This window comes from Fictibacillus tiangongensis, from assembly GCF_048083785.1.
Classification (GTDB): Bacteria; Bacillota; Bacilli; order Bacillales; family Fictibacillaceae; genus Fictibacillus.
This window is the reverse complement of the sequence record NZ_CP182294.1, coordinates 2329201-2349867: the sequence shown is the minus strand read 5'-3', so window position 1 is coordinate 2349867 and position 20667 is coordinate 2329201. Positions and strand designations below refer to the sequence as shown.

The 20667-nt window shown below is 36.5% G+C and carries 27 protein-coding genes; 21 read left to right on the top strand and 6 right to left on the bottom strand.

The window, feature by feature from the left end; all coding sequences use genetic code 11:
* Positions 1 to 8: 8 nt before the first annotated feature.
* From nikC to ACNJYY_RS12635, 4 genes are all read left to right on the top strand, one after another.
* A complete protein-coding gene (gene nikC, locus ACNJYY_RS12650) occupies positions 9 to 848 on the top strand; it encodes a nickel transporter permease (protein ID WP_416731863.1) in 840 nt (279 codons plus the stop codon).
* Between the two features lie 14 nt (positions 849 to 862).
* A complete protein-coding gene (locus tag ACNJYY_RS12645) occupies positions 863 to 1870 on the top strand; it encodes an ABC transporter ATP-binding protein (RefSeq protein WP_144699475.1) in 1008 nt (335 codons plus the stop codon).
* The gene (locus ACNJYY_RS12640) at positions 1857 to 2630 is read left to right on the top strand and encodes an ABC transporter ATP-binding protein (protein WP_416728797.1); all 774 of its coding nucleotides are present in this window, start codon (positions 1857 to 1859) and stop codon (positions 2628 to 2630) included. The genes ACNJYY_RS12645 and ACNJYY_RS12640 overlap by 14 nt, the downstream gene beginning before the upstream one ends.
* Positions 2631 to 2694: 64 nt before the next feature.
* On the top strand, positions 2695 to 4041 hold the full coding sequence (locus ACNJYY_RS12635) for an MATE family efflux transporter (protein WP_416728796.1): 1347 nt from the start codon (positions 2695 to 2697) through the stop codon (positions 4039 to 4041).
* Between the two features lie 149 nt (positions 4042 to 4190).
* On the opposite strand, the gene ACNJYY_RS12630 is transcribed toward ACNJYY_RS12635, so the two are convergent.
* Positions 4191 to 4580 (bottom strand): hypothetical protein, encoded by a 390-nt coding sequence (locus ACNJYY_RS12630; protein WP_416728795.1) that lies wholly within the window; start codon positions 4578 to 4580, stop codon positions 4191 to 4193.
* 240 nt (positions 4581 to 4820) lie between these two features.
* Here ACNJYY_RS12630 and ACNJYY_RS12625 point away from each other — a divergent pair, with 240 nt between their 5' ends.
* From ACNJYY_RS12625 to ACNJYY_RS12615, 3 genes are read left to right on the top strand one after another with little or no spacing between them, the layout of a single operon-like run.
* A complete protein-coding gene (locus tag ACNJYY_RS12625; protein WP_205726635.1) occupies positions 4821 to 5147 on the top strand; it encodes a PadR family transcriptional regulator in 327 nt (108 codons plus the stop codon).
* A complete protein-coding gene (locus ACNJYY_RS12620; RefSeq protein WP_416728794.1) occupies positions 5144 to 5767 on the top strand; it encodes a permease prefix domain 1-containing protein in 624 nt (207 codons plus the stop codon). The genes ACNJYY_RS12625 and ACNJYY_RS12620 overlap by 4 nt, the downstream gene beginning before the upstream one ends.
* A gap of 26 nt (positions 5768 to 5793) precedes the next feature.
* On the top strand, positions 5794 to 6270 hold the full coding sequence (locus tag ACNJYY_RS12615; protein ID WP_144699487.1) for a hypothetical protein: 477 nt from the start codon (positions 5794 to 5796) through the stop codon (positions 6268 to 6270).
* A 41-nt stretch (positions 6271 to 6311) separates the two neighbouring features.
* Here ACNJYY_RS12615 and ACNJYY_RS12610 read toward each other — a convergent pair whose 3' ends face one another.
* Positions 6312 to 7118 (bottom strand): YwqG family protein, encoded by an 807-nt coding sequence (locus ACNJYY_RS12610; RefSeq protein ID WP_416728793.1) that lies wholly within the window; start codon positions 7116 to 7118, stop codon positions 6312 to 6314.
* 373 nt (positions 7119 to 7491) lie between these two features.
* On the opposite strand from ACNJYY_RS12610, the gene ACNJYY_RS12605 reads away from it, so the two are divergent.
* On the top strand, positions 7492 to 8247 hold the full coding sequence (locus tag ACNJYY_RS12605) for an alpha/beta hydrolase (protein WP_416728792.1): 756 nt from the start codon (positions 7492 to 7494) through the stop codon (positions 8245 to 8247).
* Positions 8248 to 8298: 51 nt separating this feature from the next.
* Here the strand turns inward: ACNJYY_RS12605 and ACNJYY_RS12600 are convergent, their stop codons facing one another.
* Positions 8299 to 8628, bottom strand: a complete 330-nt coding sequence (locus ACNJYY_RS12600; protein ID WP_416728791.1) for a hypothetical protein — start codon at positions 8626 to 8628, stop codon at positions 8299 to 8301.
* Positions 8629 to 8784: 156 nt separating this feature from the next.
* Between ACNJYY_RS12600 and ACNJYY_RS12595 the strand changes: the two genes are divergently transcribed.
* The 5 genes from ACNJYY_RS12595 to ACNJYY_RS12575 all read left to right on the top strand — a co-directional run bounded on the left by ACNJYY_RS12595 (position 8785) and on the right by ACNJYY_RS12575 (position 12692).
* Positions 8785 to 9279 carry a DinB family protein gene (locus ACNJYY_RS12595; RefSeq protein ID WP_416728790.1) on the top strand — a complete coding sequence of 165 codons (495 nt, stop codon included), beginning with the start codon at positions 8785 to 8787 and terminating at the stop codon, positions 9277 to 9279.
* A gap of 152 nt (positions 9280 to 9431) precedes the next feature.
* Positions 9432 to 10022 (top strand): class I SAM-dependent methyltransferase, encoded by a 591-nt coding sequence (locus ACNJYY_RS12590; protein WP_416728789.1) that lies wholly within the window; start codon positions 9432 to 9434, stop codon positions 10020 to 10022.
* The gene (locus ACNJYY_RS12585) at positions 10012 to 10698 is read left to right on the top strand and encodes a response regulator transcription factor (protein WP_416728788.1); all 687 of its coding nucleotides are present in this window, start codon (positions 10012 to 10014) and stop codon (positions 10696 to 10698) included. The genes ACNJYY_RS12590 and ACNJYY_RS12585 overlap by 11 nt, the downstream gene beginning before the upstream one ends.
* Positions 10695 to 11777 carry a sensor histidine kinase gene (locus tag ACNJYY_RS12580; protein ID WP_416728787.1) on the top strand — a complete coding sequence of 361 codons (1083 nt, stop codon included), beginning with the start codon at positions 10695 to 10697 and terminating at the stop codon, positions 11775 to 11777. The genes ACNJYY_RS12585 and ACNJYY_RS12580 overlap by 4 nt, the downstream gene beginning before the upstream one ends.
* Before the next feature lie 135 nt (positions 11778 to 11912).
* Complete coding sequence (locus ACNJYY_RS12575; protein WP_416728786.1) at positions 11913 to 12692, top strand: TVP38/TMEM64 family protein; 780 nt, start codon at positions 11913 to 11915, stop codon at positions 12690 to 12692.
* A gap of 81 nt (positions 12693 to 12773) precedes the next feature.
* Here the strand turns inward: ACNJYY_RS12575 and ACNJYY_RS12570 are convergent, their stop codons facing one another.
* Positions 12774 to 13607, bottom strand: a complete 834-nt coding sequence (locus ACNJYY_RS12570; RefSeq protein ID WP_144699505.1) for a YitT family protein — start codon at positions 13605 to 13607, stop codon at positions 12774 to 12776.
* A gap of 141 nt (positions 13608 to 13748) precedes the next feature.
* Between ACNJYY_RS12570 and ACNJYY_RS12565 the strand changes: the two genes are divergently transcribed.
* The 3 genes from ACNJYY_RS12565 (at position 13749) to ACNJYY_RS12555 (ending at position 16411) form a co-directional block, all read left to right on the top strand.
* A complete protein-coding gene (locus ACNJYY_RS12565; protein ID WP_416728785.1) occupies positions 13749 to 14423 on the top strand; it encodes a GntR family transcriptional regulator in 675 nt (224 codons plus the stop codon).
* 25 nt (positions 14424 to 14448) lie between these two features.
* Positions 14449 to 15072, top strand: coding sequence for a chloramphenicol phosphotransferase CPT family protein (locus ACNJYY_RS12560; RefSeq protein ID WP_416728784.1), 624 nt, complete (start codon positions 14449 to 14451; stop codon positions 15070 to 15072).
* A gap of 88 nt (positions 15073 to 15160) precedes the next feature.
* On the top strand, positions 15161 to 16411 hold the full coding sequence (locus ACNJYY_RS12555; protein ID WP_416728783.1) for a DUF445 domain-containing protein: 1251 nt from the start codon (positions 15161 to 15163) through the stop codon (positions 16409 to 16411).
* A gap of 95 nt (positions 16412 to 16506) precedes the next feature.
* Here ACNJYY_RS12555 and ACNJYY_RS12550 read toward each other — a convergent pair whose 3' ends face one another.
* Entirely contained in the window at positions 16507 to 16929 is a 423-nt protein-coding gene (locus ACNJYY_RS12550) for an Lrp/AsnC family transcriptional regulator (protein ID WP_416728782.1), read from the bottom strand.
* A 57-nt stretch (positions 16930 to 16986) separates the two neighbouring features.
* Here ACNJYY_RS12550 and ACNJYY_RS12545 point away from each other — a divergent pair, with 57 nt between their 5' ends.
* Positions 16987 to 17286 (top strand): DUF1272 domain-containing protein, encoded by a 300-nt coding sequence (locus ACNJYY_RS12545; RefSeq protein WP_416728781.1) that lies wholly within the window; start codon positions 16987 to 16989, stop codon positions 17284 to 17286.
* Positions 17287 to 17773: 487 nt separating this feature from the next.
* Here ACNJYY_RS12545 and ACNJYY_RS12540 read toward each other — a convergent pair whose 3' ends face one another.
* On the bottom strand, positions 17774 to 18400 hold the full coding sequence (locus ACNJYY_RS12540; RefSeq protein ID WP_416728780.1) for a class I SAM-dependent methyltransferase: 627 nt from the start codon (positions 18398 to 18400) through the stop codon (positions 17774 to 17776).
* A 131-nt stretch (positions 18401 to 18531) separates the two neighbouring features.
* Here ACNJYY_RS12540 and ACNJYY_RS12535 point away from each other — a divergent pair, with 131 nt between their 5' ends.
* From ACNJYY_RS12535 to ACNJYY_RS12520, 4 genes are all read left to right on the top strand, one after another.
* Positions 18532 to 18831 (top strand): hypothetical protein, encoded by a 300-nt coding sequence (locus tag ACNJYY_RS12535; protein WP_416728779.1) that lies wholly within the window; start codon positions 18532 to 18534, stop codon positions 18829 to 18831.
* Between the two features lie 350 nt (positions 18832 to 19181).
* Positions 19182 to 19709 carry an AAA family ATPase gene (locus ACNJYY_RS12530; RefSeq protein ID WP_416728778.1) on the top strand — a complete coding sequence of 176 codons (528 nt, stop codon included), beginning with the start codon at positions 19182 to 19184 and terminating at the stop codon, positions 19707 to 19709.
* A 114-nt stretch (positions 19710 to 19823) separates the two neighbouring features.
* Positions 19824 to 20288, top strand: coding sequence for a GNAT family N-acetyltransferase (locus ACNJYY_RS12525; protein ID WP_416731862.1), 465 nt, complete (start codon positions 19824 to 19826; stop codon positions 20286 to 20288).
* Positions 20289 to 20354: 66 nt separating this feature from the next.
* Positions 20355 to 20642, top strand: a complete 288-nt coding sequence (locus ACNJYY_RS12520) for a hypothetical protein (RefSeq protein WP_416728777.1) — start codon at positions 20355 to 20357, stop codon at positions 20640 to 20642.
* Positions 20643 to 20667 lie beyond the last annotated feature (25 nt).

Sequence of the window (20667 nt, the reverse complement as noted above, 5' to 3'; positions counted from 1 at the left end):
ATATTCAGATGCCTAGAATAAATCGAATTCCATTTTTCTTTAAAAATCAAAACTTACTGATTCAGTGTGGAATCATATTTTTTCTTATCATCACTTTGATTACATTGATTGGACCGTTTATCGTTCCGAATGATCCCCTCACAGCGAATATGTCTGAACGGCTTGCCCCACCAAGTTCAACTTATCCTCTAGGAACTGACCACATGGGAAGATGTATATTTTCCAGGCTCATAGTCGGTGCTCAGTCAACACTTGGAATAACGGCACTCGTTGTTGCGACGGTTGCAATCATCGGGATTCCGATCGGTCTCGTGATCGGTTATATTGGTGGTCGATTGGATACAGTGTTTATGCGTGTAGCAGATGGTATACTTGCTCTTCCCGAATTTATTCTAGCGATTGCAATTGCTGGATTCTTAGGTCCGAGTTTGACGAATCTTATGATTTCGATTGTTTTTGTTAAGTGGATTGCTTATACAAGGGTCGTAAGAAGTATTGTAATCACTGAACGAAACAAAGATTATGTCCAAGCTGCAAAAGTTGGGGGAAGTTCTAGCTGGAAGATTATACGAAGACATATGTTTCCGCAAATTGTTTCTCCTGTCCTTGTTCTAGCTACTCTGGATATCGGAAAAGTGATCCTTACGATCTCTTCCTTATCTTACCTTGGATTAGGTGCGCAGCCGCCAGCACCAGAATGGGGAGCGATGTTGAATGATGGAAGACCTTATTTTCAGAGTGCGCCAGAATTAATGATCTATCCAGGTTTAGCTATCTTTTTTGTGGTTTTAGCATTTAACTTAATGGGTGAGGGATTGCGAGACAAATGGGATGTTAAAAGTCGTTAGAGAGGAGGTTTGCAATGATTGAGAACAATACGCCAGCAACTTGTGAAAATAATCTGCTCGTTGTGGAAAACCTTTCAGTGATTATCCGTAACAGCAGGGAAAAGTTAATTCGCAATCTGCATTTTTCCATTTCTCAAGGTGAAATATTTGGGTTAGTCGGAGAGAGCGGCAGCGGAAAAAGTTTGACAGCCACCGTGATTTTGGGAATGATTTCTAAGTCTTTGGAAGTTACAAGCGGATCTGTTAAACTTGGTCAATCAGAGATCACATCGTTAAGTGAAAGAGAGTTAAGAAACATTCGTGGTAAAGAGATTGCTTACCTTTCACAAAACTACCAAAGCTTCTTCACTCCATTTATAAAAGTTGGACAGCAGTTTATTGAAATTATAAGATGTCACACTGATATAAGTAGAAAAGAAGCAAAGAAAGTGGCTATTCATTGGTTGAACAAAGTCCACTTACCTGCAGAACGTGTATTTAACAGTTTTCCCGACGAACTAAGTGGCGGACAATTACAGAGAGCTTCAATCGCATCTGCCATTATGTTTCAGCCGAGACTGATTATTGCAGATGAACCAACAACAGCTTTAGACGTGTTAACCGGAGAAAGAATTCTCGATCTACTGTCTGAGCTTAAAGAAGAGTTGAACTGCTCTATTCTCCTAATCTCACACGACTTGAAACATATTATTAACCGAACACAAACAGTAGGCGTTATGTACGGTGGACAAATTGTAGAAATAGGAAAAACCAGTGCTGTATTATCGAATCCTATCCATCCTTATACGAATCTATTACTTCAGTCTAGGCTAAGATTGAATAAGCATATCCAACATGAGTTGCCGACTATGCTAGGTGAACCTGGATCAATGGCTGAAGAGGGGTGTCCTTTTTCTAAAAGGTGTCCGAGTGTTATGAAATCCTGCAGCAACATAGTCCCAATGAGTAGCTTAGGATCACACCATTCGGCGGCTTGTCATCTGATGAATGCAGAAAGGGAAGAACGATATGTTACACGTTAATTCAATCTCGAAGACGTATCACTCAAAAGCAGCTTTAAGTGATATTTCACTAACCGTTCAACCTGGTGAAAGCATAGGGGTAATTGGAGAGAGCGGGAGCGGTAAGAGTACGCTTGGTAAGATCATATTAGGGCTAGAGAAGCCTGAACAAGGAGATGTCCATTTTAGAGGGAGTAACCTGCACACGCTAAAAGGACAAGCTTTAAAAGCATCTAGACGTCACCTTCAAATCGTGTTTCAAGATCCTGCCGGGTCATTAAACCCCAAACTTCCTGTATGGAAGTCTGTGGTTGAACCGTTAGAAAATTTTCCAGACGTTATCCCTTCATTTTTAAAAGAAGTAAGACATGATCGTAAGAAGATGGCCGAAGTCTTGTTTCAAAAAGTGGGTCTATCATCTGAACTTCTGGAGAGATATCCACATCAGCTAAGTGGTGGACAAAAACAAAGAATTGCTGTAGCGAGGGGAATTAGCTTAGAACCAGATTTGCTGGTCTGCGATGAACCTACTTCAAGTCTTGATGTTTCTGTACAAGCACAAGTGCTCAACCTGTTAAAGAAGTTGCAGCGAGACTTGAACCTCTCTCTTCTATTCATCTCACATGATATTGCTGCTGTCCAATTCATGTGTGAACGAATTGTAGTATTAAAAGAAGGACTCGCAGTTGACTCATTTTTAACAGAGGATCTTTTTTCAGAGTCTCGTCATCCCTATACTAGACTATTGGTGGAGATGAGTATGGAACAAGAGTATAAATAGAAGAGAGCCAACACTTTTACACGTGAAGTGCTGGTTTATTTTTTGTGGGGGAGGATGAACGTATTTGAATCATTCAAGATATCTTGGATTGGCACTACCGCTGATTCTAACAACCATAACGACTCCTCTTCTTGGTGCAGTAGATACGGCTGTTGTGGGACAGTTAGATGATTCCTCTTACATAGCTGGAGTAGCTGTCGGCACGATTGTTTTTAATACGATGTATTGGCTGTTTGGATTCTTGAGGGTAAGTACATCTGGATTTGCTGCACAAGCACTTGGAACAAAAAATGAGGACGATCTTATACGTTCCTTAAGTAGGCCATTGCTCTTAGCACTCAGCATAAGTGCCATTTTAGTAGCGCTTCAATACCCGATCAAAGAACAGTTTTTGCCGCTGTTGACATCAGATCCAACTGTTAAGTCTCTAGCAATAGAATACTTTGCGATTCGTATATGGGGTGTACCATTTGGACTGCTCAATTATGTCATCATAGGATGGATGATGGGACTTGCCATGATTAAGAAGACTTTGTTTCTTCAAATGTATATGAATGTAACGAACATTGTACTAGATATTCTATTTGTTAAAGTCTTCTCATGGGGTGTGGCAGGTGTTGCGGTGGCTACATTGATTTCGGAGGTTTCCACTTTTATAATCGGTCTTTTTATCGTTTGGAAAGCGATTCCCGCAAAGCGGCGTAAGAAGATTTTCCAGATAAAATCAATCGATCTGTCCTCGTATAAAAAAATGATGAGAATGAACAGAGATCTATTCATTCGAACATTATGTTTATTAACTGTGTTTAATGTTTTTACGGCAAAAGGTGGCACTTTCGGGACAGAGATTCTAGCGGCAAACGCTATTTTGATCCAGATCCACTACATCATGGCTTATATGTATGATGGATTTGCCAATGCTTCAAGTATATTAACAGGCAGGGCAATAGGTTCTGATGATAAGGCACTTTATCGATCTACAATTAAACTTAGTTTTCAATGGGCTGTTATCTCATCACTGATCATCTCGAGTGTATATTTTTTATTCAAAGATCAGATTCACCTGTTATTTACCTCTTTACCTGAAGTGTTGAATGTCGCAGGAACGTATGATGCTTGGATAATAATCTTCCCGATCGTTTCCAGCTTTGGTGTCGTTCTTCACGGTATTTTTGTAGGTGCAACAGAAGCTTCTTCGCTACGAAACTCTATGATTCTAGCTTTACTCGTTTTCTTAGTTTCGCTTTATTTAGCAGCACCACGTTTAGATAACCATGGATTATGGTTAGCGTTTATTCTTTTCAGCATCGCCAGATCGTTGTTCCTAATTCTACATGTGCCAAAATTAACACGGACACTAGGATTCCATGAAGTTCATTATGATGGAGAGAATAAGGTATTCATTAAATAGAAAGTAAAAAATAGAAGTGATGTTAACAGGTATTGGAGTACAAAAATATTGCAAAAAAAACTGCACCTCCGATTGTTAGTTTTGTCTAACAAGTGGGGTGCGGTTCAAATTGCAGTGCTTTTTTTAACCTGTTAACGTGATATCTTTTTTTAAGATAAAGTTATAAATAAACATAAAATAAAAGCGATACTTGAAAATGGAGTCATCATACGTCTTTCTTTTTTACTCTGTGATAGTAGGTTGGCTATGGTATTTAAACCGAGAAATATCGTAATAATCCAAACTAAAGTGTTCGTAGGTAAAAAACTAAAACCATATATAACATCTGTATGTTTTAGAAATACAACGCCCATAAATAATAGAATGATAGCATTTATCATACTCATAATACGTAATTTTATCGGTAAAACCTTATAAAAACCTCCCATTGCAAATTCACCTAATGGATAACCGAGCGAAAGTAATACCTGGAAGACCGAGATGCACACAAACATAATGGCAACAATAATCGAAGATAAATAGACAAACTCTGTGCCCATATTTTACCTCCTCACTTATTCCTTCTTAAACTTATATTCAACCTTAATTAAAATTATTTGCATCGGTCTGAACTCAATAGCAGCATACGAAAAAAATCGGATGTTATTGTAACCACTTCGGCACAGACTAGAGCAATTACTGCCATTGTTTTCTATCATAGTTGGAAAAAAATACAACTCACCCTTGTAATACGATGTACATCGTATTACAATACAATTAGAAAATATTGGAGGGTCAATATGGATAAAGAATTATTGAAGGGAAGTATTGAAATTTTGCTTCTTTCACTTTTGGTGGATGGGGATAGCTATGGCTACGAAATGACAAGGAAGCTGCGAATTTTAAGTAACGAAGAATTCTCTATGAATGAAGGTACCCTTTATCCAGCTTTGAAACGCCTAGAGAAAAAAGAGTGTGTGACTTCGTATTGGGAACATGGACCTGACGGAAGTCGTCGTAAATATTATTCTTTAACAACAACTGGCCGAAAAATATTATCAGAAAAGCGAAGAGATTGGAAACAAATTAATGACCTGATGGATAAGACGTTGGAGGGGTTGTTATGAAGGATGTTGATCGATACATTGATGTAATCGTAGCAGGTCTACCGCTTGAAGAAAAAGAGGACATACGAGAAGAGTTGACACAGCACATCAATGCTCACATGAATGAGCTGTTGATTAAAGGTTACTCTGAGACAGAAGCGTTACAGATTGCTTTAAAGGCATTCGGAAACGAGAAAAAGATGAATTGGGAAATGAAAAAAGCAGTCTATCCCTTTTATAAGATTACACGTTTTCTTTGGAATACCATATTCGTTACTTTCGTATTTTGTTTTCTTTCCTATTTTATCATGGAATATTATTATCCAGAGGCCAATAATTCAGCACCTGTTACAAGTGTTTTAGGAGGTTTCTTTATTATTGTCTTTATTGCGGGGATGGCCGAAATGGTGTATGAAGCCATTCAATTAAGTTCAGTGAAAATGAAATACATAACAAATCCATGGATATTCTTTTTTACGCCATCCATTTTTATCGGTAGCATCATGTTTTTAGCATATTTTCAGCAGCCAGAAAACTATCAAAATGGATTATGGGTTGATCTGTTGGTTGTTCCCATTGGTGCCTTTTTTTACGTAATAGCGAGACAAATATTCAATCAACTCTTTAAACGATCATTCTAAACGTTAAGTGGGAGAGGGGAAGGTGCATGAAGAAACAATGTCTACATGTGTTAACAGGGTTTTTGTTCATTCTATTATTAACTGCATGTATAGCGGAAGACTATGACGCTGGACCGCCAGAGTTAAGACTTAGTGTTGAAGAAGATTTAGATTTATACCCCTTAAAAGAAGCAAACGTTAACTGGAAAACAGAAAACAAGGAATATAAGAATAAAGTAAAGAACTTCATATTGCTAGGCAACGAACAAAGAAAAATCACGCTTCTACCTAATGAATCTGCGCAAATAATTTTACTCGAGAACAAAGAGAATGGTGGAGAATTTACAAAAGAGACAATGGAAATATCTTTATGGAAGGGAAATGAGGAAATAGAGTTGACGACGAAATCATCAAGTGATTACTCCTTTTCCTTCCCAAGTGATCCGGGTCGATATGTGTTAGAAGTTAATTTTCGCACCAGCAATGGTCGTTCGCAATATGTAGGAAATATCACATTAAAATAACGTAAAGAAGGGGCAACCACTAAGTTGCCCCTTCACGTCTATTAATGACAATCCCAGTTAAATAATACGCTAGAAAAGTCTTTTTTTCTTAAATCTTCTTTCTTGATAAAGAAGTTACCTACACCAGCATCTCCCCACATGATGTCGTTTTCACCTTCATCATCTGTATCAATCTGAAGCAAAGTAATGCGGTAATCATCAAATTGCGTTCCATAATCACGTGGATCTGTTTGTGAAAAGTACGCGTATCCGCCTATTTTGTGTCCCATGTTCTCAACATGTTCACAGAAAAGGTCATAAAGCGTTTCTTCCCCCCACATATTTTTTTCACCAGTAGCCTGGTCCATATCAATAGGTTCATAACTTTCTTCAAATTGAAAATCACTTACACCAAGGGCTTCTTTTGACAAGGAAAAAGATAAACGGTATTCACCATTAAACGGAAGGTGTTCCTCTTCTGTATCTGAGGGAACATAAGAATCAGAAGTGTGAGACAACGTTATATCCTCATGATAAACCACACGAAAGTTACTTTGATTTGTAGGGTTATCAAAATCCATTCCCATCACATCATCATTTTTAGAAAGAAAGAATTGCAGAATCCCTGTCTTTGGGAAGTGTTCGAGGTGAGGAATTTCATCAAAATTTAGTTGGCAAAGAAGAGCCATTGGTTTTTCAGAAGAATCTAGCGGATAAGAAAATCCTTCAGGCAAGTAAGGCGATCCTCCAATTTTGCTGTCTTTTACCTCTGTAGACTGACGCGTTGCTTGTATAGAAACAAAAGGAACAACTGTGTCCTCAATGTCTTTTCGATAGGGTTCTAATGCTTTTGGAAGTGATAAAGTCATGGTATACGAATCTCCTTTTCTTTTTAGTGTAAGTTTCCTGTAATTGTATTACAATACAAAATACACTGTAGTAACTTAATCTAGAGCTTTTATCTGTATAATTGAGGTGTGAAAATGGGGATAACCCGAAAAAGTTTCTATTATTTTATATCTATTTATTTAACCCTTATTGCGTTCGACTTTTTCAAATATAAAAGTCTACAGTTATTAGAAAATTTAATTATACCTTCTCTTTATGTGCTGGTCATCTTGATACTAGAGTGGTCAAAGCCTAAAAATAAGAGCTAAAGCATCAAGTAAGAGATTTTATTGCAGGTAATGTTACAAATTTCTTGAATGTATGAAGTAAGTTATTCATATTGGAGGGATTTCAATGACAGAGAAGCATTCTGTAATGACTGAAGCTCAACCTTTTTACTTTGAAGGAAACAAAGTGGGTATATTAATTTCTCATGGCTTTACTGGTTCTACACAGAGTATGCGCCCTTTAGGAGAGGCATACGCTAAGGCAGGATACACAGTGTGTGGTCCGAGACTGAAAGGGCATGGTACCCACTATGAGGATATGGAAAAGACTACATATCATGATTGGATTGCTTCCATTGAAGAAGGTTACCAATGGCTCAATGAACGTTGTGACACCATTTTTGTAACTGGTCTCTCTATGGGAGGAACACTTACGTTATACGTTGCAGAAACGTATCCAAATATTAAAGCGATCATTCCAATCAATGCAGCAATCGACATCCAAGACATGGAAAACATGCAACATTCCAACCATCGATTTCTAGACGCCATCGGTTCAGACTTAAAGAATCCAGATGTGAAAGAACTTGCCTATGAAAAAACTCCGGTTCAATCTCTAAAAGAAATTGTATTGTTAATGAAAAAAGTAAAAGAAAGTCTTCATACTGTCACATGTCCCGCGTTGATTTTTGTTTCGACAGAAGATCATGTTGTACCACCCGATAACTCTCAAACCATCTATGATTCCATTTCATCTCGAAACAAACAGATTATTTATTTAAAGAACAGTTACCATGTGGCTACTCTCGACAATGACCAACAGCTAATTATTGATGAAACACTGAAGTTTATAGACAAAATATGTAATAAAGTTAATGCGTAAGGCTATATAAGAAACCCGAACGTTAAGCAACAATTCGGGTTTTCTTTGTGTTTAAAAGGTAGTTTCGTTATTCAAATAATGGCGAGCTGAACGGGAAGGAGAAAAACTTACAGTATAGGTATCTCCAAGCTCTTTCTGTATTTTTGCTGAAAGAGTTTGCCCTAGCTGATTATGCTCAGTTTCCAGGTCTACACCATTTTTACGTAACCTATCGTTAGTCCAATCTATCCATTCTCCGTATTCCATGGTCCAATCTTGCAATTCCTTTTTTAATTCTAAGGAAATTGGTAGTTCATCAAGGTCTAGATTGCAGCCGCACTGATTACACCAAACAGGATCAGTATCAACATCAGCTTCTAATTTTAGTTCATAGATTTTCATATGTTTGCAACAACATTCCATATGCAACACTCCATCAAACGTTCTGTATCTATAATAATCATTAATAACCATAAAGGAAAGAAACAGAGTAACGAGAATGGATAGTATAAACTTGAATGAAAAAAAGTTAGTCAAATAGGTAGGAGAGTGTAATGTATGGTTCATGTAAAACATCTTTTATCCGATCAACTGTTAGCCAATGCCAACGACGCTAGCTGGTATCTGCCATTTAATGAATCAGTAGAAAATCTTTCGGAAGAAGAAGCTTTTTGGAAGCCGAACAATCAATGTCACAGTATTGCTGAAATTGCTCAGCATCTCCTTTATTGGAATAGGACGTGGCAAACCCGTTACAATGAGTCTCATGTTCAAGCAGTGCCTTCCAATGGAGATAACGACAAAAGTTTTGTGATTTCAGAGCATCAAAGTTTCTCACAGATAAAAGATCAACTCCTAGATGTTCTTTTGCAATGGCAAAATTTACTCTCAGAAGAGAAAGTAGAAAGTGAAGTAAATGGTTTTCCTGAACCGGCTAAATGGTGGGAAATCATCGGGAATGCAGCTACACACAATGCGTACCACATCGGACAGATTATCATGATTCGAAAGCTGCAGAAAAGTTGGAAAGTGGATACGATAAAAGCTAAATAGTAATAGAAATCAATGCTGCATCTCCATCAATAGAAGGGAGGTGCAGTTTTTTCATTTCTTAAAACTTAAGAAATCTTAAGGATTATTCCTCTTAATTCTTTAGGTTTGAACTATAGAATGACTATACATTCAAACAATCGGAGTGAATAATCGTGAAATTTTTGTCCTTTTTAGCACAGTATATAAGTAACCCTCGAACAGTAGGAGCCTTACTTCCAAGTTCAAGTTATCTAGCTGATAAAATGGTAAAGAGTATCAATTTTGAGCAGGCAAGGTACATTCTAGAATATGGACCGGGTACTGGTATTTTTACGGAAAAGCTGCTTCAGAATCGAAATCCTAACACGGCAATTATCTTATTTGAAAGCAATGAGGAATTCTACAAAATACTTGTACAGAAATACAAAGAAGTGGATAATCTCTTCATATACAATGGATCAGCCGAAAAGGTTGACTGGTACCTTGAAAAGTGTGGCATTCCCTATGTAGATTACGTGATATCAGGACTTCCCTTTGCCAGCTTACCAAAGGCCGTTTCACATCGTATCTTGTTCAAAACTTCAAAAATTTTAAGAAAGAATGGAAAGTTTGTTACGTTTCAATATTCAAACGCAATGAAAGCATATATTGAACAGTTCTTTTCAAAAGTGGATGTAAGTATCGAGATCAGAAATGTTCCACCTGCCATTGTATTATGTTGTTCATTAGAAGAAGAAAAAATGGAGGGAACTTATGCAATCTAGAGTCTTAATCGTTGATGATGATAGTGATATTCGGAATTTGATTTCCGTTTATTTAGAAAATGAAGGAATGTACACGGTTCAATCCGAAAATGCAATAGATGCGTTAGAACAATTGGAGAAGAAGGATTTTGATCTTATTATATTAGATATCATGATGCCTAAGATGGATGGGATCCAAGCGTGCATGAGAATAAGGGAGGAGAGAAATATGCCGATTATTATGCTCTCTGCCAAATCTGAGGATATGGACAAGATTCAAGGACTAGCTGCAGGTGCAGATGATTACTTATCCAAACCGTTTAATCCTTTGGAATTAATGGCACGTGTTAAATCCCAGCTCAGAAGATATCGAAAATACAACCAGGATACTGATTCAAGTAGGGAATTGATTGAGATTGGAGATCTGAAGATCAATACAGAAACCCGTCAAGTATGGGTAAGAGGGAAAGATGTCAGACTCACACCGAAAGAGTTCTCTATTCTAGAGCTGCTTGCCCGCAATAAAGGCATCGTTATGAGCATTGAAAAGATATATGAAGCAGTATGGCAAGAAGAATTCTATAAGTCAGACAGTACTGTCATGGTTCATATAACAAAGATAAGAGAAAAACTTGAAGAAGATCCGAAGAGACCCATCTATATCAAAACGGTTTGGGGAGTCGGCTATAAAATATGAGAATAAAGCGGATTAAAATATCGTTACTTGTAAAACTTCTTGCAGCAGTTGCTGTTAGCTTTTTAGTTTCAACTGTGGTTATGATTATCATCTCTCAAATTATTTTGCATGTCTTTAATCTTCAATATCTTACGATTGAAGATATTGGTGCAACTACCTATAATGTTATAGTTTTTCTGATTTTTACTTTTGTTATCTTTTCTTTCATTGTTACCTTCTTAGCATTGATACGAAACAAAATACTTTATATCAAGCGTATTACAGAAAGTATTAATGAAATCGCCAACGGAAAATTGGGAATGACGATTGAATTGCAGGGAAACGATGAATTAAGCAAGCTTGCCGAAGATGTTAATAGTATGTCTAAGGAATTATCAAGTAAGTTTGAGTATGAAAGACAACTTGAAATAGCGAAAAATGAATTGATTACAAATATTTCCCATGATTTGCGCTCCCCTTTAACATCCATCATTGGGTATTTAGACTTGCTGAGAAAGGGGAATTATTCGGGCCAAGATCAACTAAAAGAATTTCATGATACAACTTACTCAAAAACAAAGCAGCTTGAAGCTCTAATCAATGAGCTTTTTGAATATACTCGTTTAACAAGTCCAGATGTAAAATTAGACATTAATGATGTAGACATGACGGGTTTATTAGAACAATTGATCGGGGAATACGTTCCGATCTTTGAAAAGGAAGACCTAACTGTTGTAAAGAAGATACCAGAAGATGAAGTCCTAACTTCTATGGATATTGAAAAAATGGTACGTGTTTTTGACAATCTTTTTATGAATGCTATAAAGTACAGCACGAAACCTTCTTTTGTCAAAGCTACTTTAGACATACAATCCGATTATGCTGAATTTAGGCTGTCCAATCAAACAGAAAGACCAGAAGTACAAGATATTAATCAATTATTTGAACGTTTTCTAGTAGGAGACAAAGCCCGAAGCGAGCGTGAAGGAACGGGACTTGGACTTGCTATTTCAAAAAGGATTGTAGAACTTCATGGCGGTCATATTCGAGCGGAGTATATGGATGGCTGGCTCACGATTATTATCAAACTTCCAATTTGATCAGAGCTTATGAAGCATGCTTCATAGGCTTTTTTCTTTGGAAAAAGTTAAGAATCGTTAAGAATATTCCTAAGCTTTTCTTAAGATTTGTTTTACATAATAAATGTAACAGAAAGAAAAGGGGTTGGATGTTCATTGAATTTAAAAATGCAACGAAGTACGTTTTCATATAAAATCGTTAATCCAGATAGGTATGGCTTTATAACACATTTAGGAATACTGTTCATTTCCATATATCTTCTCTCTCAATCGCTAGCTACATTTGAACCCATGTATAGGACAATCTTATTAATCGCTGGGTATAGTGTTATCATCCTTTTAATTACATCCTATATATTGAAGCGGGAAACATTTTTCGAAAAAATGAAAACGATCTCTATCGTGTATAGCATAATAATGGCTGCTATTTTTCTCACATATAGTATGAGTCGAATAGTGGTTACCATTGATAACAAAGGGTTAGAGACAATCTTAAACGAGAACATGGAGCTTGCCAAGCTTATCTATTTTTCTGTGTGTTATGCTCAACCCATTATCTTGCCCGTTCCAGAAATCGTAACTGTCGTTGCTGGAAGTGCTGCTTTAGGTCCGTTCACCGCTTTTATATTAGGCTTCATGGGAGCTGTATTAGGAATTCTCACGATGTTTTATTTATCTCGAACTTTTGGGATGAAGCTGGTGCAACGATTAGTAAATGAAAAACAATTAGATCAATATCATCGTTTTGTTAAGAAGAATGAAACATGGATCTTGATTTTGTTGTTCATTGTTCCTGTGTTGCCAGATGAAATCATTTGTGTAGGAGCAGGGGTGAGTGGTGTTATAGTGAAACGCTTTGTGATTATAGCAGTACTTGGAAAACTTCTTACTACATTCTCATTAGCGTATTCATTAAGGTTGACGGAGTTATTTTAAAATTCATATCAATTTTTTCATAAATAAAGGCCGATTCATCAAAAATGAATCGGCCTTTATAATATTTCTATCAAGTTCATATCATGTCTTTGGAAAGGTAAATCCTTCTCCAAACACATCTCTTACATCATGGACCACAACAAACGCTTTATCATCTACGCGTTGAATCATTTTCTTTAATAGAAATAGCTCCTGTTTGTTGATTACAACGTAAAGGATGTCTTTTGCTTCATTTGAATAATGACCTCTTGCATTAATAATGGTAACGCCTCGATCCATCTCATCGCTTACTTTTTTAGCGATTTCGTCTGTGCTATTAGAAATAATTGTGACCGCTTTTCTTGTGTCAAAGCCATCAATCAAGTAATCCAAAATCTTCGTACTAATATAAATGGATATTCCTGTGTACATCGTATTTTCGATCCCAATAACAAACGCGGAACCAATAACGACCAGAATATCAAAAACAAACATTGTCGTACTAACACCCCATCCAAAATGCTGATTCAACATTCGAGCAATAATGGTAGAGCCGCCAGTTGTACCGCCTGATCGTAAAACGAGCCCTAAACCGATACCGATAAAAACACCTGCAAAGACCGTTCCAAGCATAATATCTACTGAATTCCCCATACCTTCTGTTAAATGAATGAAAAGGGAGGTAAAGAAGATAGCAATCATCGTATACCACGTTACTCGTTTGTTTAATACTTTATACCCGATAGCTAAAAGAAAACCGTTCATGATAAAGTTTGTAAGTCCCGGTGACCACCCTAATACATAATACAGGGTCATCGAAATACCGGTAACGCCGCCTTCACCTAATTCATTTGGGATGGCAAACCAATTTACCCCTAGAGCAAAGAACAGGGATCCTATAATAATTAATGTAATTTCTTTTCCTGTGTGGTTCATTTTATCACTCCGTTCAACCTGAATACCTAGGATAATATATCATAGAGAACTACTTCGAACAAGATTGTTCTACAATTTTGTTCGTTTAATAATCATCTATGTTAGAATAAGGGAAAAGGACGGTTAGGCAGGTATTTAAAAATGCGCAAAGAAACAGTTGAACAAAGAGTTTATCATTTAATAAAAAATGCCATCTTAAATAGACAAATTGCTCCAGGGAACCAACTATTTGAAAATGCGATCGCAGAGAAAGTCAATGCGAGCAGGACACCAATCCGAAGTGCAATTTTGAAATTAGAATCAGAAGGATTAGTTAATATTATTCCGAATAAAGGTGCATTCATCGTTCAGCCGACGATCGAAGAGATGGTTCAAGCCTTCGAAATGAGAAAATCGCTAGAAGAAATGGCAATCCAAAAAGGGTTCACTCATCTTGCTGCGGATGAAATCAAACAACTTAAACAACTTCTTAATGAAATGAAGATGGCTTATCAGGAACGTAAGATCGTCCCTTACCAAGAGAAAAATAATGAGTTTCATCTTGTTATTGCGAATGCCAGTGCTAACAGATATTTAATTGAATTTATGAAAAAGATTTTGAGTCAGATTACCATCTACATGGTCCTTTATGATGTTTTTAATGGAAAATCTAATAACGAAGAACTCGACATTCTTGAGCACGAGCAGATGATCCATTACATTGAAAACGGAGAAAAGGAAAAATTAAAAACTTTAATTCATCAACACCTTGATAAAAGTTTAATGAAACTTCAACAGGATAAATTAAATTATCAGTCTCTAACAACATTGTTTTAATGACAGCTAATAAAGGAGCTTTTGTATGGATCAAAAAGAATTGCAGGGGAAAGTTATAATCCTAAATGGTACACCCCGATCAGGAAAATCCAGCATCGCCTCTGTCATTCAAAACAAGTTTGAAGGAGTATGGATGAATATCGGAGTGGATCGAATCATGGACATGACACCAGAGAAGTTTCAACCAAGCATAGGTTTAAGACCAGGTTGCGAACGGCCAGATTTAGAGCCACTTATTCAGAAACTGTATCTTGCCATGTACAAATCTATTGTAGCATTCAGTCTTGAAGGGTTGAATGTGGTTGTGGATATAGGGCATCATGAAGGATACTCTGTAAAGAGAAAATTTCTACATCAAGCATCTCAAATCCTTAACGGTACGCCATCATGGCTGATCGGTGTTCGCTGTCCGATTGAAACGGTAATGAAGCGTCGGATTGAGAGTTGGAATAAGGGTTATACTCCTGAAGGGAAGGTTCCAACACCTGTAGCACTTTGGCAGCAGCTTGTTCATGAACCTGGTCTGTATGATTTAGAAGTAGATACTTCATTACTCACTTCAGAAGAATGTGCAGCTCAAGTGTACGAAAGAGTTTATCAAGGACCTCCACCTAGAGCACTTCTAAACATACAGAATCTCAAACTGTAGAATAGTTTAACTTTTTTATATTTGGATACACATGATTTATAATAGTAATCATAATAACTTGTAAAATCTGAGGGATGTACAATTGAAAATGAAAGATAACAAATCTAAATACTATGCGAAAATATCACTAGGAATCATGGGTGGAGGTTTTCTTGCCACCTTTCCCTTTCAGGATTCTATTGCTGGACAAGTTCTTCAAGGCGGATTTGAAGCGGGTTTAGTAGGAGGCTTGGCAGATTGGTTTGCCGTTACGGCACTATTCCGTCATCCTCTTGGTCTTCCAATACCTCATACCGCGCTACTTCCTAAAAATCGTGATCGGATGCTTAAAGCAATCATCAATATGCTTGAGAACGATTGGTTAACGAAAGAGAGTATCCAAAGTAAAATTAAAGATATAAATATATCAGAAAAGGCATTACACGAATTAGAGAGAAGGTTAGAATCACCTTCCTTTCACAAAGGGGTACAGTCTTTAGTTATTCATCTCATAAACGAAATTGATGCTGAAAAGCTTTCATATCTTTTAGAAAAAGAGTTAAAAGACTATATGCATGGTGTAGATATTCAACCTGTTCTAGATAAAATGGTGAACGAAGTACTTAAAAGGGAACTGGATGCAAAAGCATTAGACTATGTTTTAGCTGAAACTGAAAATTGGTTAAGAAAAGAAGATACAAAGAACAAAATTGGAATCTTTGCTAAACAATTATTAGACAATACGAAGGCAGACGGCTTCATGAAGATGGCTATTCAATCTTTTAGTCAAATGATCAATGCAGAGAAGTTAGGAAACATGTTACAGCCCTTCTTTCTTAAAAGAATCGTGCTTCTTCAAGAGCCAAATAACTCATATCGAACAGCGATTCTTGATAAAATTCACAGCGAGATGAAAAATGTGAATGAGCGAAGAGAACTAATAGCAGAACTTGGCGAATGGAAGAATAGCATTGTTGAACAGTGGAGTCCAACTGACCAGTTAACTTCATTGATAGAAAAAACAAAGAAAAAATTCATTCAACTAGCTCAAGATAAAGAATGGATAAAGCGTCATATAATCACAATGATCAAGAACCAAATTCGAGCGCTTAAAGAAGATACAAGCAGAAAGATGAAAATAGAAGGCTGGATTCAAAACCAACTATCAATCATGGTTGAGAAGTATCATGCTAAGATTGGCCAACTGGTTAAAGAAAACCTTGAAAAACTGGATAATGAGACATTGATAAACATTATTGAGAATAATGTAGGGAAAGATCTGCAATGGATTAGGGTAAACGGAGCGATCTGCGGATTCTTGATAGGTGTTCTTTTAACTACTTTTAAGATGGTAGTGTAATTACAGTATATTTTCACCACTTTAAGATAAAAAAGACCGATCAAAGGTTTGTTTGTAACCTTTGGAATCGGTCTTTTCTTATGCTTATATTCAATTTAGATTAAAGATTTATCCAATACGGGTGATGAAAGTCTCATTAAAGTAGACGGTTGTCCGAATTTCATAGAATCATCAATGAAACATTCTAACGATTGTACTGAATGGCTGACTACTTTAATGAGATAGTTATATTGTCCAGCTAAGCGGTGGCATTCAATCACATCAGGATGGTCTTTGCAGAATTCAACAAAAGACTTACATTTTGTATTGTCATACAGAATAAACGCCATAATCGGTTTATTCATTTTCTCAGGATTAATAATCGCCTTATAACCTTCAATAATTTGTTTATCCTCAAGCTTTTTAACACGTTCATGAACGGCAGGATTCGAAAGACCAATTTTCTTTCCTAATGCCGTTATTGAAATACGAGCATCTTGCTGCAAATGTAAAAGGATCTCTCTATCAATTTCGTCCATCTTTTTCCCCTCTACTTTAAATATTCAGGTATAATTCATCTTTTTCCGAGAGTTTTAATGAAAATCATTGGAAATAGCGTAATTATTCCATGTAAAAGCATTTCTGGAAAAAATATAATATATGTAGCGAGTAATTACAACAAAAAGGGGTTAAAAGCTATGTTAGAGATGAGAAAAAAATGTGAAAAATGTTCAGTTGAGCTTCATGATCAGTCGGATGCATATATATGTGTTCATGAATGTACGTACTGCGAAACATGCACGTCTGAAATGAATCATGTTTGCATGAATTGTAACGGTGAATTAGTCAGACGTCCAAAAGCGGGAGCGCAAATTGTAAGTTGTCCATTAACTTAATGATGGGATTTTGAGTATCTCCTTAAGCTATTGATAAAAAAATGACTAGAATGGGTTTAATAGTTTACGAGTTTGGTAATAATACTAATAACAATAAACTCATTTTAGGAGGAACTAAAATGCTAACAACAACTGTAAACTTGACTGAATATGCTGGGAACAAGGATTTTGACTTAAATGGTTACATATCTCAATTAATTTCTACACCTTCACAAAAGAAATAACGAATGGCAGCCTATAAGGCTGTTTTTTTGTACGCTCTTTTTTAAAAGAATGTTACTTTTAACTCCTTGTCACCCTTGACAATTGATTGGAGTGGAAGGTGCGTGCCTACCACCTGAAATGCATCTCGTAAGGCATGCGACGAGGAAGCTTACTCCGCTAGCATTAACTTGTAGACGCAGGAGCAAGGAGCATAAAGGCGGGCAGTTAGAAAAGTGGAAGTGGCTCGTTCAGCCCCAACAAGCAAAAGTTGAATAGAGTATAATCATTTCTTTGTTCCTTTAATAGACACTGTATGAAAACCTCTAGAATCAGGACCTCTTACTAACGAAACATCCTTAAATCCAGTTTCCATCATGAATGGCATTACTTGATTCTCGGAAACTTCTTGTACACTTTTCCACGTTTCATCATCTTTACCATTTGAAAAAGTAATAACCACCATTCCACCTGTCTTCAGAACTCTAAAAATTTCTGAAACAATTGTATCTATCTCCTCCCAAAAATAGATCGTCTGAATACTGAACACCTTGTTGAACATCTTGTCAGGAAACGGAAGATCATTAAAATTGGCTTGAATTAATTTGGTTCCCTCATTATTCACTGTCTTTTTGTTGCGAGCGGTAGCCGACCTTATTGCGGTTGCAGAAAGATCGATACCGACAATTTCCTGTACAAGATATCTATCAGTTATCCTTTGTATCGCATAGCCTGCACCACAACCAAGCTCTAAGACATGATCTCGATCTTGCAGTTCTAATAAACCTATGGTCCATTCTGTTTCAGGTTTGTGTTGTCTGACCATCTTTTCTACAATATAAGTACCAACCAACCCTTTTGGGCTTTGATAGTTCTGATCTATAAACTCTTTTATAGAAGTAAGGAATTTCATAATTTTCTCCTTTAATATAAAAGCTTGTAAAGTTACTTATTCGCCTTTTACGAAATATAACCCTTTAAACGTAGGATGAGAAAGAGTTAAGGCTAACAAAGCACATTAAGAAAAAGAGCAGAGGTGATAGTATGGAAGAAATCGTACAACTTTTTTTGGAAACAAAAATTTCCGATGAAGACTATTATGATGGGGTCATGTCTTTTATACTTTCAAGTAATATTAGACGTGGTGAGTATGAATGCAACCAGTTTATCGTTAAGAAAATGGATTTACGTAACTTTCTGGTATTTGAAGAATTTGAGATAAACAATAAACTCGAAATTCATAATGCATTTTCCATATCAAAACATACATTCACGAAAAGGATAAATGAATATGCTAAGAAACAAGGAATTACGGTGAAAAAATATAAGGGAATTTCTGATTGAGAGGGAAGAGATAATTGGAGAATAAACAAGTTAAAATTATACCTTATACACATGAATACGCAGAAAAAACCGTTGAAATGTTTCGATAGTAAATTCAAAGCCGTCGGCGAATGAAGAAAATTTACCTTCTATACGAGTGGAAAGCAAAAGAATAAATGGTTAGGGAAGATGCTTCTACATTCGGCCAACAAAAACAACATATAAATTACACAGAATTACTACTCACGGAGTGCACTTTTAAATATTTGAAGTGCACTTTTCTTTATGACCAAATGGAAGAAGAAGGGATTGGAGATCTAGATTTAGAATTAATCTATATACTCATGTCCAACAAATGAGGAGATCAGGATATGTTCGATAAATTTAGTTTTGAAACCATTTATGATGAACAGAATGAGATAACACCTTTAGTCGTGATGATGTGTGGCGTAGCCGGTTCCGGGAAAACTACTTTTTCGCAACAGTTAGAGAAGAAGGGTTTTGTTCGTCTTTCAATTGATGAAGAAATATGGGCTACCCATGGTCGTTGGGGCATTGACTTCCCAATGGATAAATTTGAGGAACACAGAAGAGAGGCAGAAAACAAATTACGTCAGAGGCTAATTCAGCTCATTTACAATAAACAGCAAGTGGTCATCGATTTTAGCTTTTGGGATCGATCAAGAAGGATCGAATATAAAAAGCTAATTGAAGAAGCCGGTGGCAAATCGATGTTGATCTATTTAAAGGTTCAGCCAGATGAGTTACGAAAGCGCATAAAGTTACGAAACAAACGCTTTGATGCAAATTCTTTTCCGATTTCTGAGGACCTATTAACTTCTTATATTAAAGGTTTTGAAGTTCCTAAAGATGAAGGAGAGATCGTAGTCGAAAATTAAACCAAACATTTGGAAGGGAAAGTTCATATGTTATCAACAGATTGTTATACCTACAAAACTAAAGGTGGAAGAAAAGTAAAGGTAAGGAAAGCTTCGGTACATGATGCTAAAAGGATTTTAATGGCTGCTCCAAAAGCATTGGTAGATGCTCCCTATATGCTAAGTACCGTCGAAGACATTGAAAAGTTAGGTCTTGAAGATATCAAAAGCGAGTTGAACTATTACTCCACAAACCCCAATTATCTCAAACTCGTGGCTGAATATGAAAATGAGATTGCAGGTGTGATTGATTTTAAAAATGGAAACAAAGAAAAAGTCGCACATCAAGGTTCTTTTGCGATGACCGTATTACCACAATATCGAAATTTTGGTGTTGGAAGAGCATTGGTAGAAACACTGATTTCTTGGGCAAAAAACAATGAAACGATTGAAAAGGTTTGTCTAGAAGTCATGGAAGACAACCACGGAGCCATACACTTATATAAATCACTGAATTTTGTCATAGAAGGAAGAAAAGCGAGAGCTGTAAAAATGGATGGACGATATCAAGATTTAATTCTGATGGCTTTATTTGTTTAATCACTTAAGAGCTTCCATATTTCCATATAGAATATCTTGATAGTTATGAAAAGGTAGGTGATGAAGTTGGCATTTGTAGTAGCTACAGGTATTTTAGTCGTTTTAGTAATATTGGCAATAAGTCTTACTAAAGGTAAAACAACAAAAAGAAAACTCATCGTTTGGGGTTCTTTCATTATGGTGGGTTTTAATCCATTCTTAACTTTCCTCATTTCTATTCCAGTTGGTGTAGCAGTCGGTGATGGGTTTGCTGCTGTGGGTATGATGATGTTATTATTACCTGCTTTCTTTGTCATTGGATTGATTACTTTGTTGGCAGGGATCTTTGCAACAAGTAAGGTTGAAGATGCATAAGAGCATTACGGAACATTGAATGTAT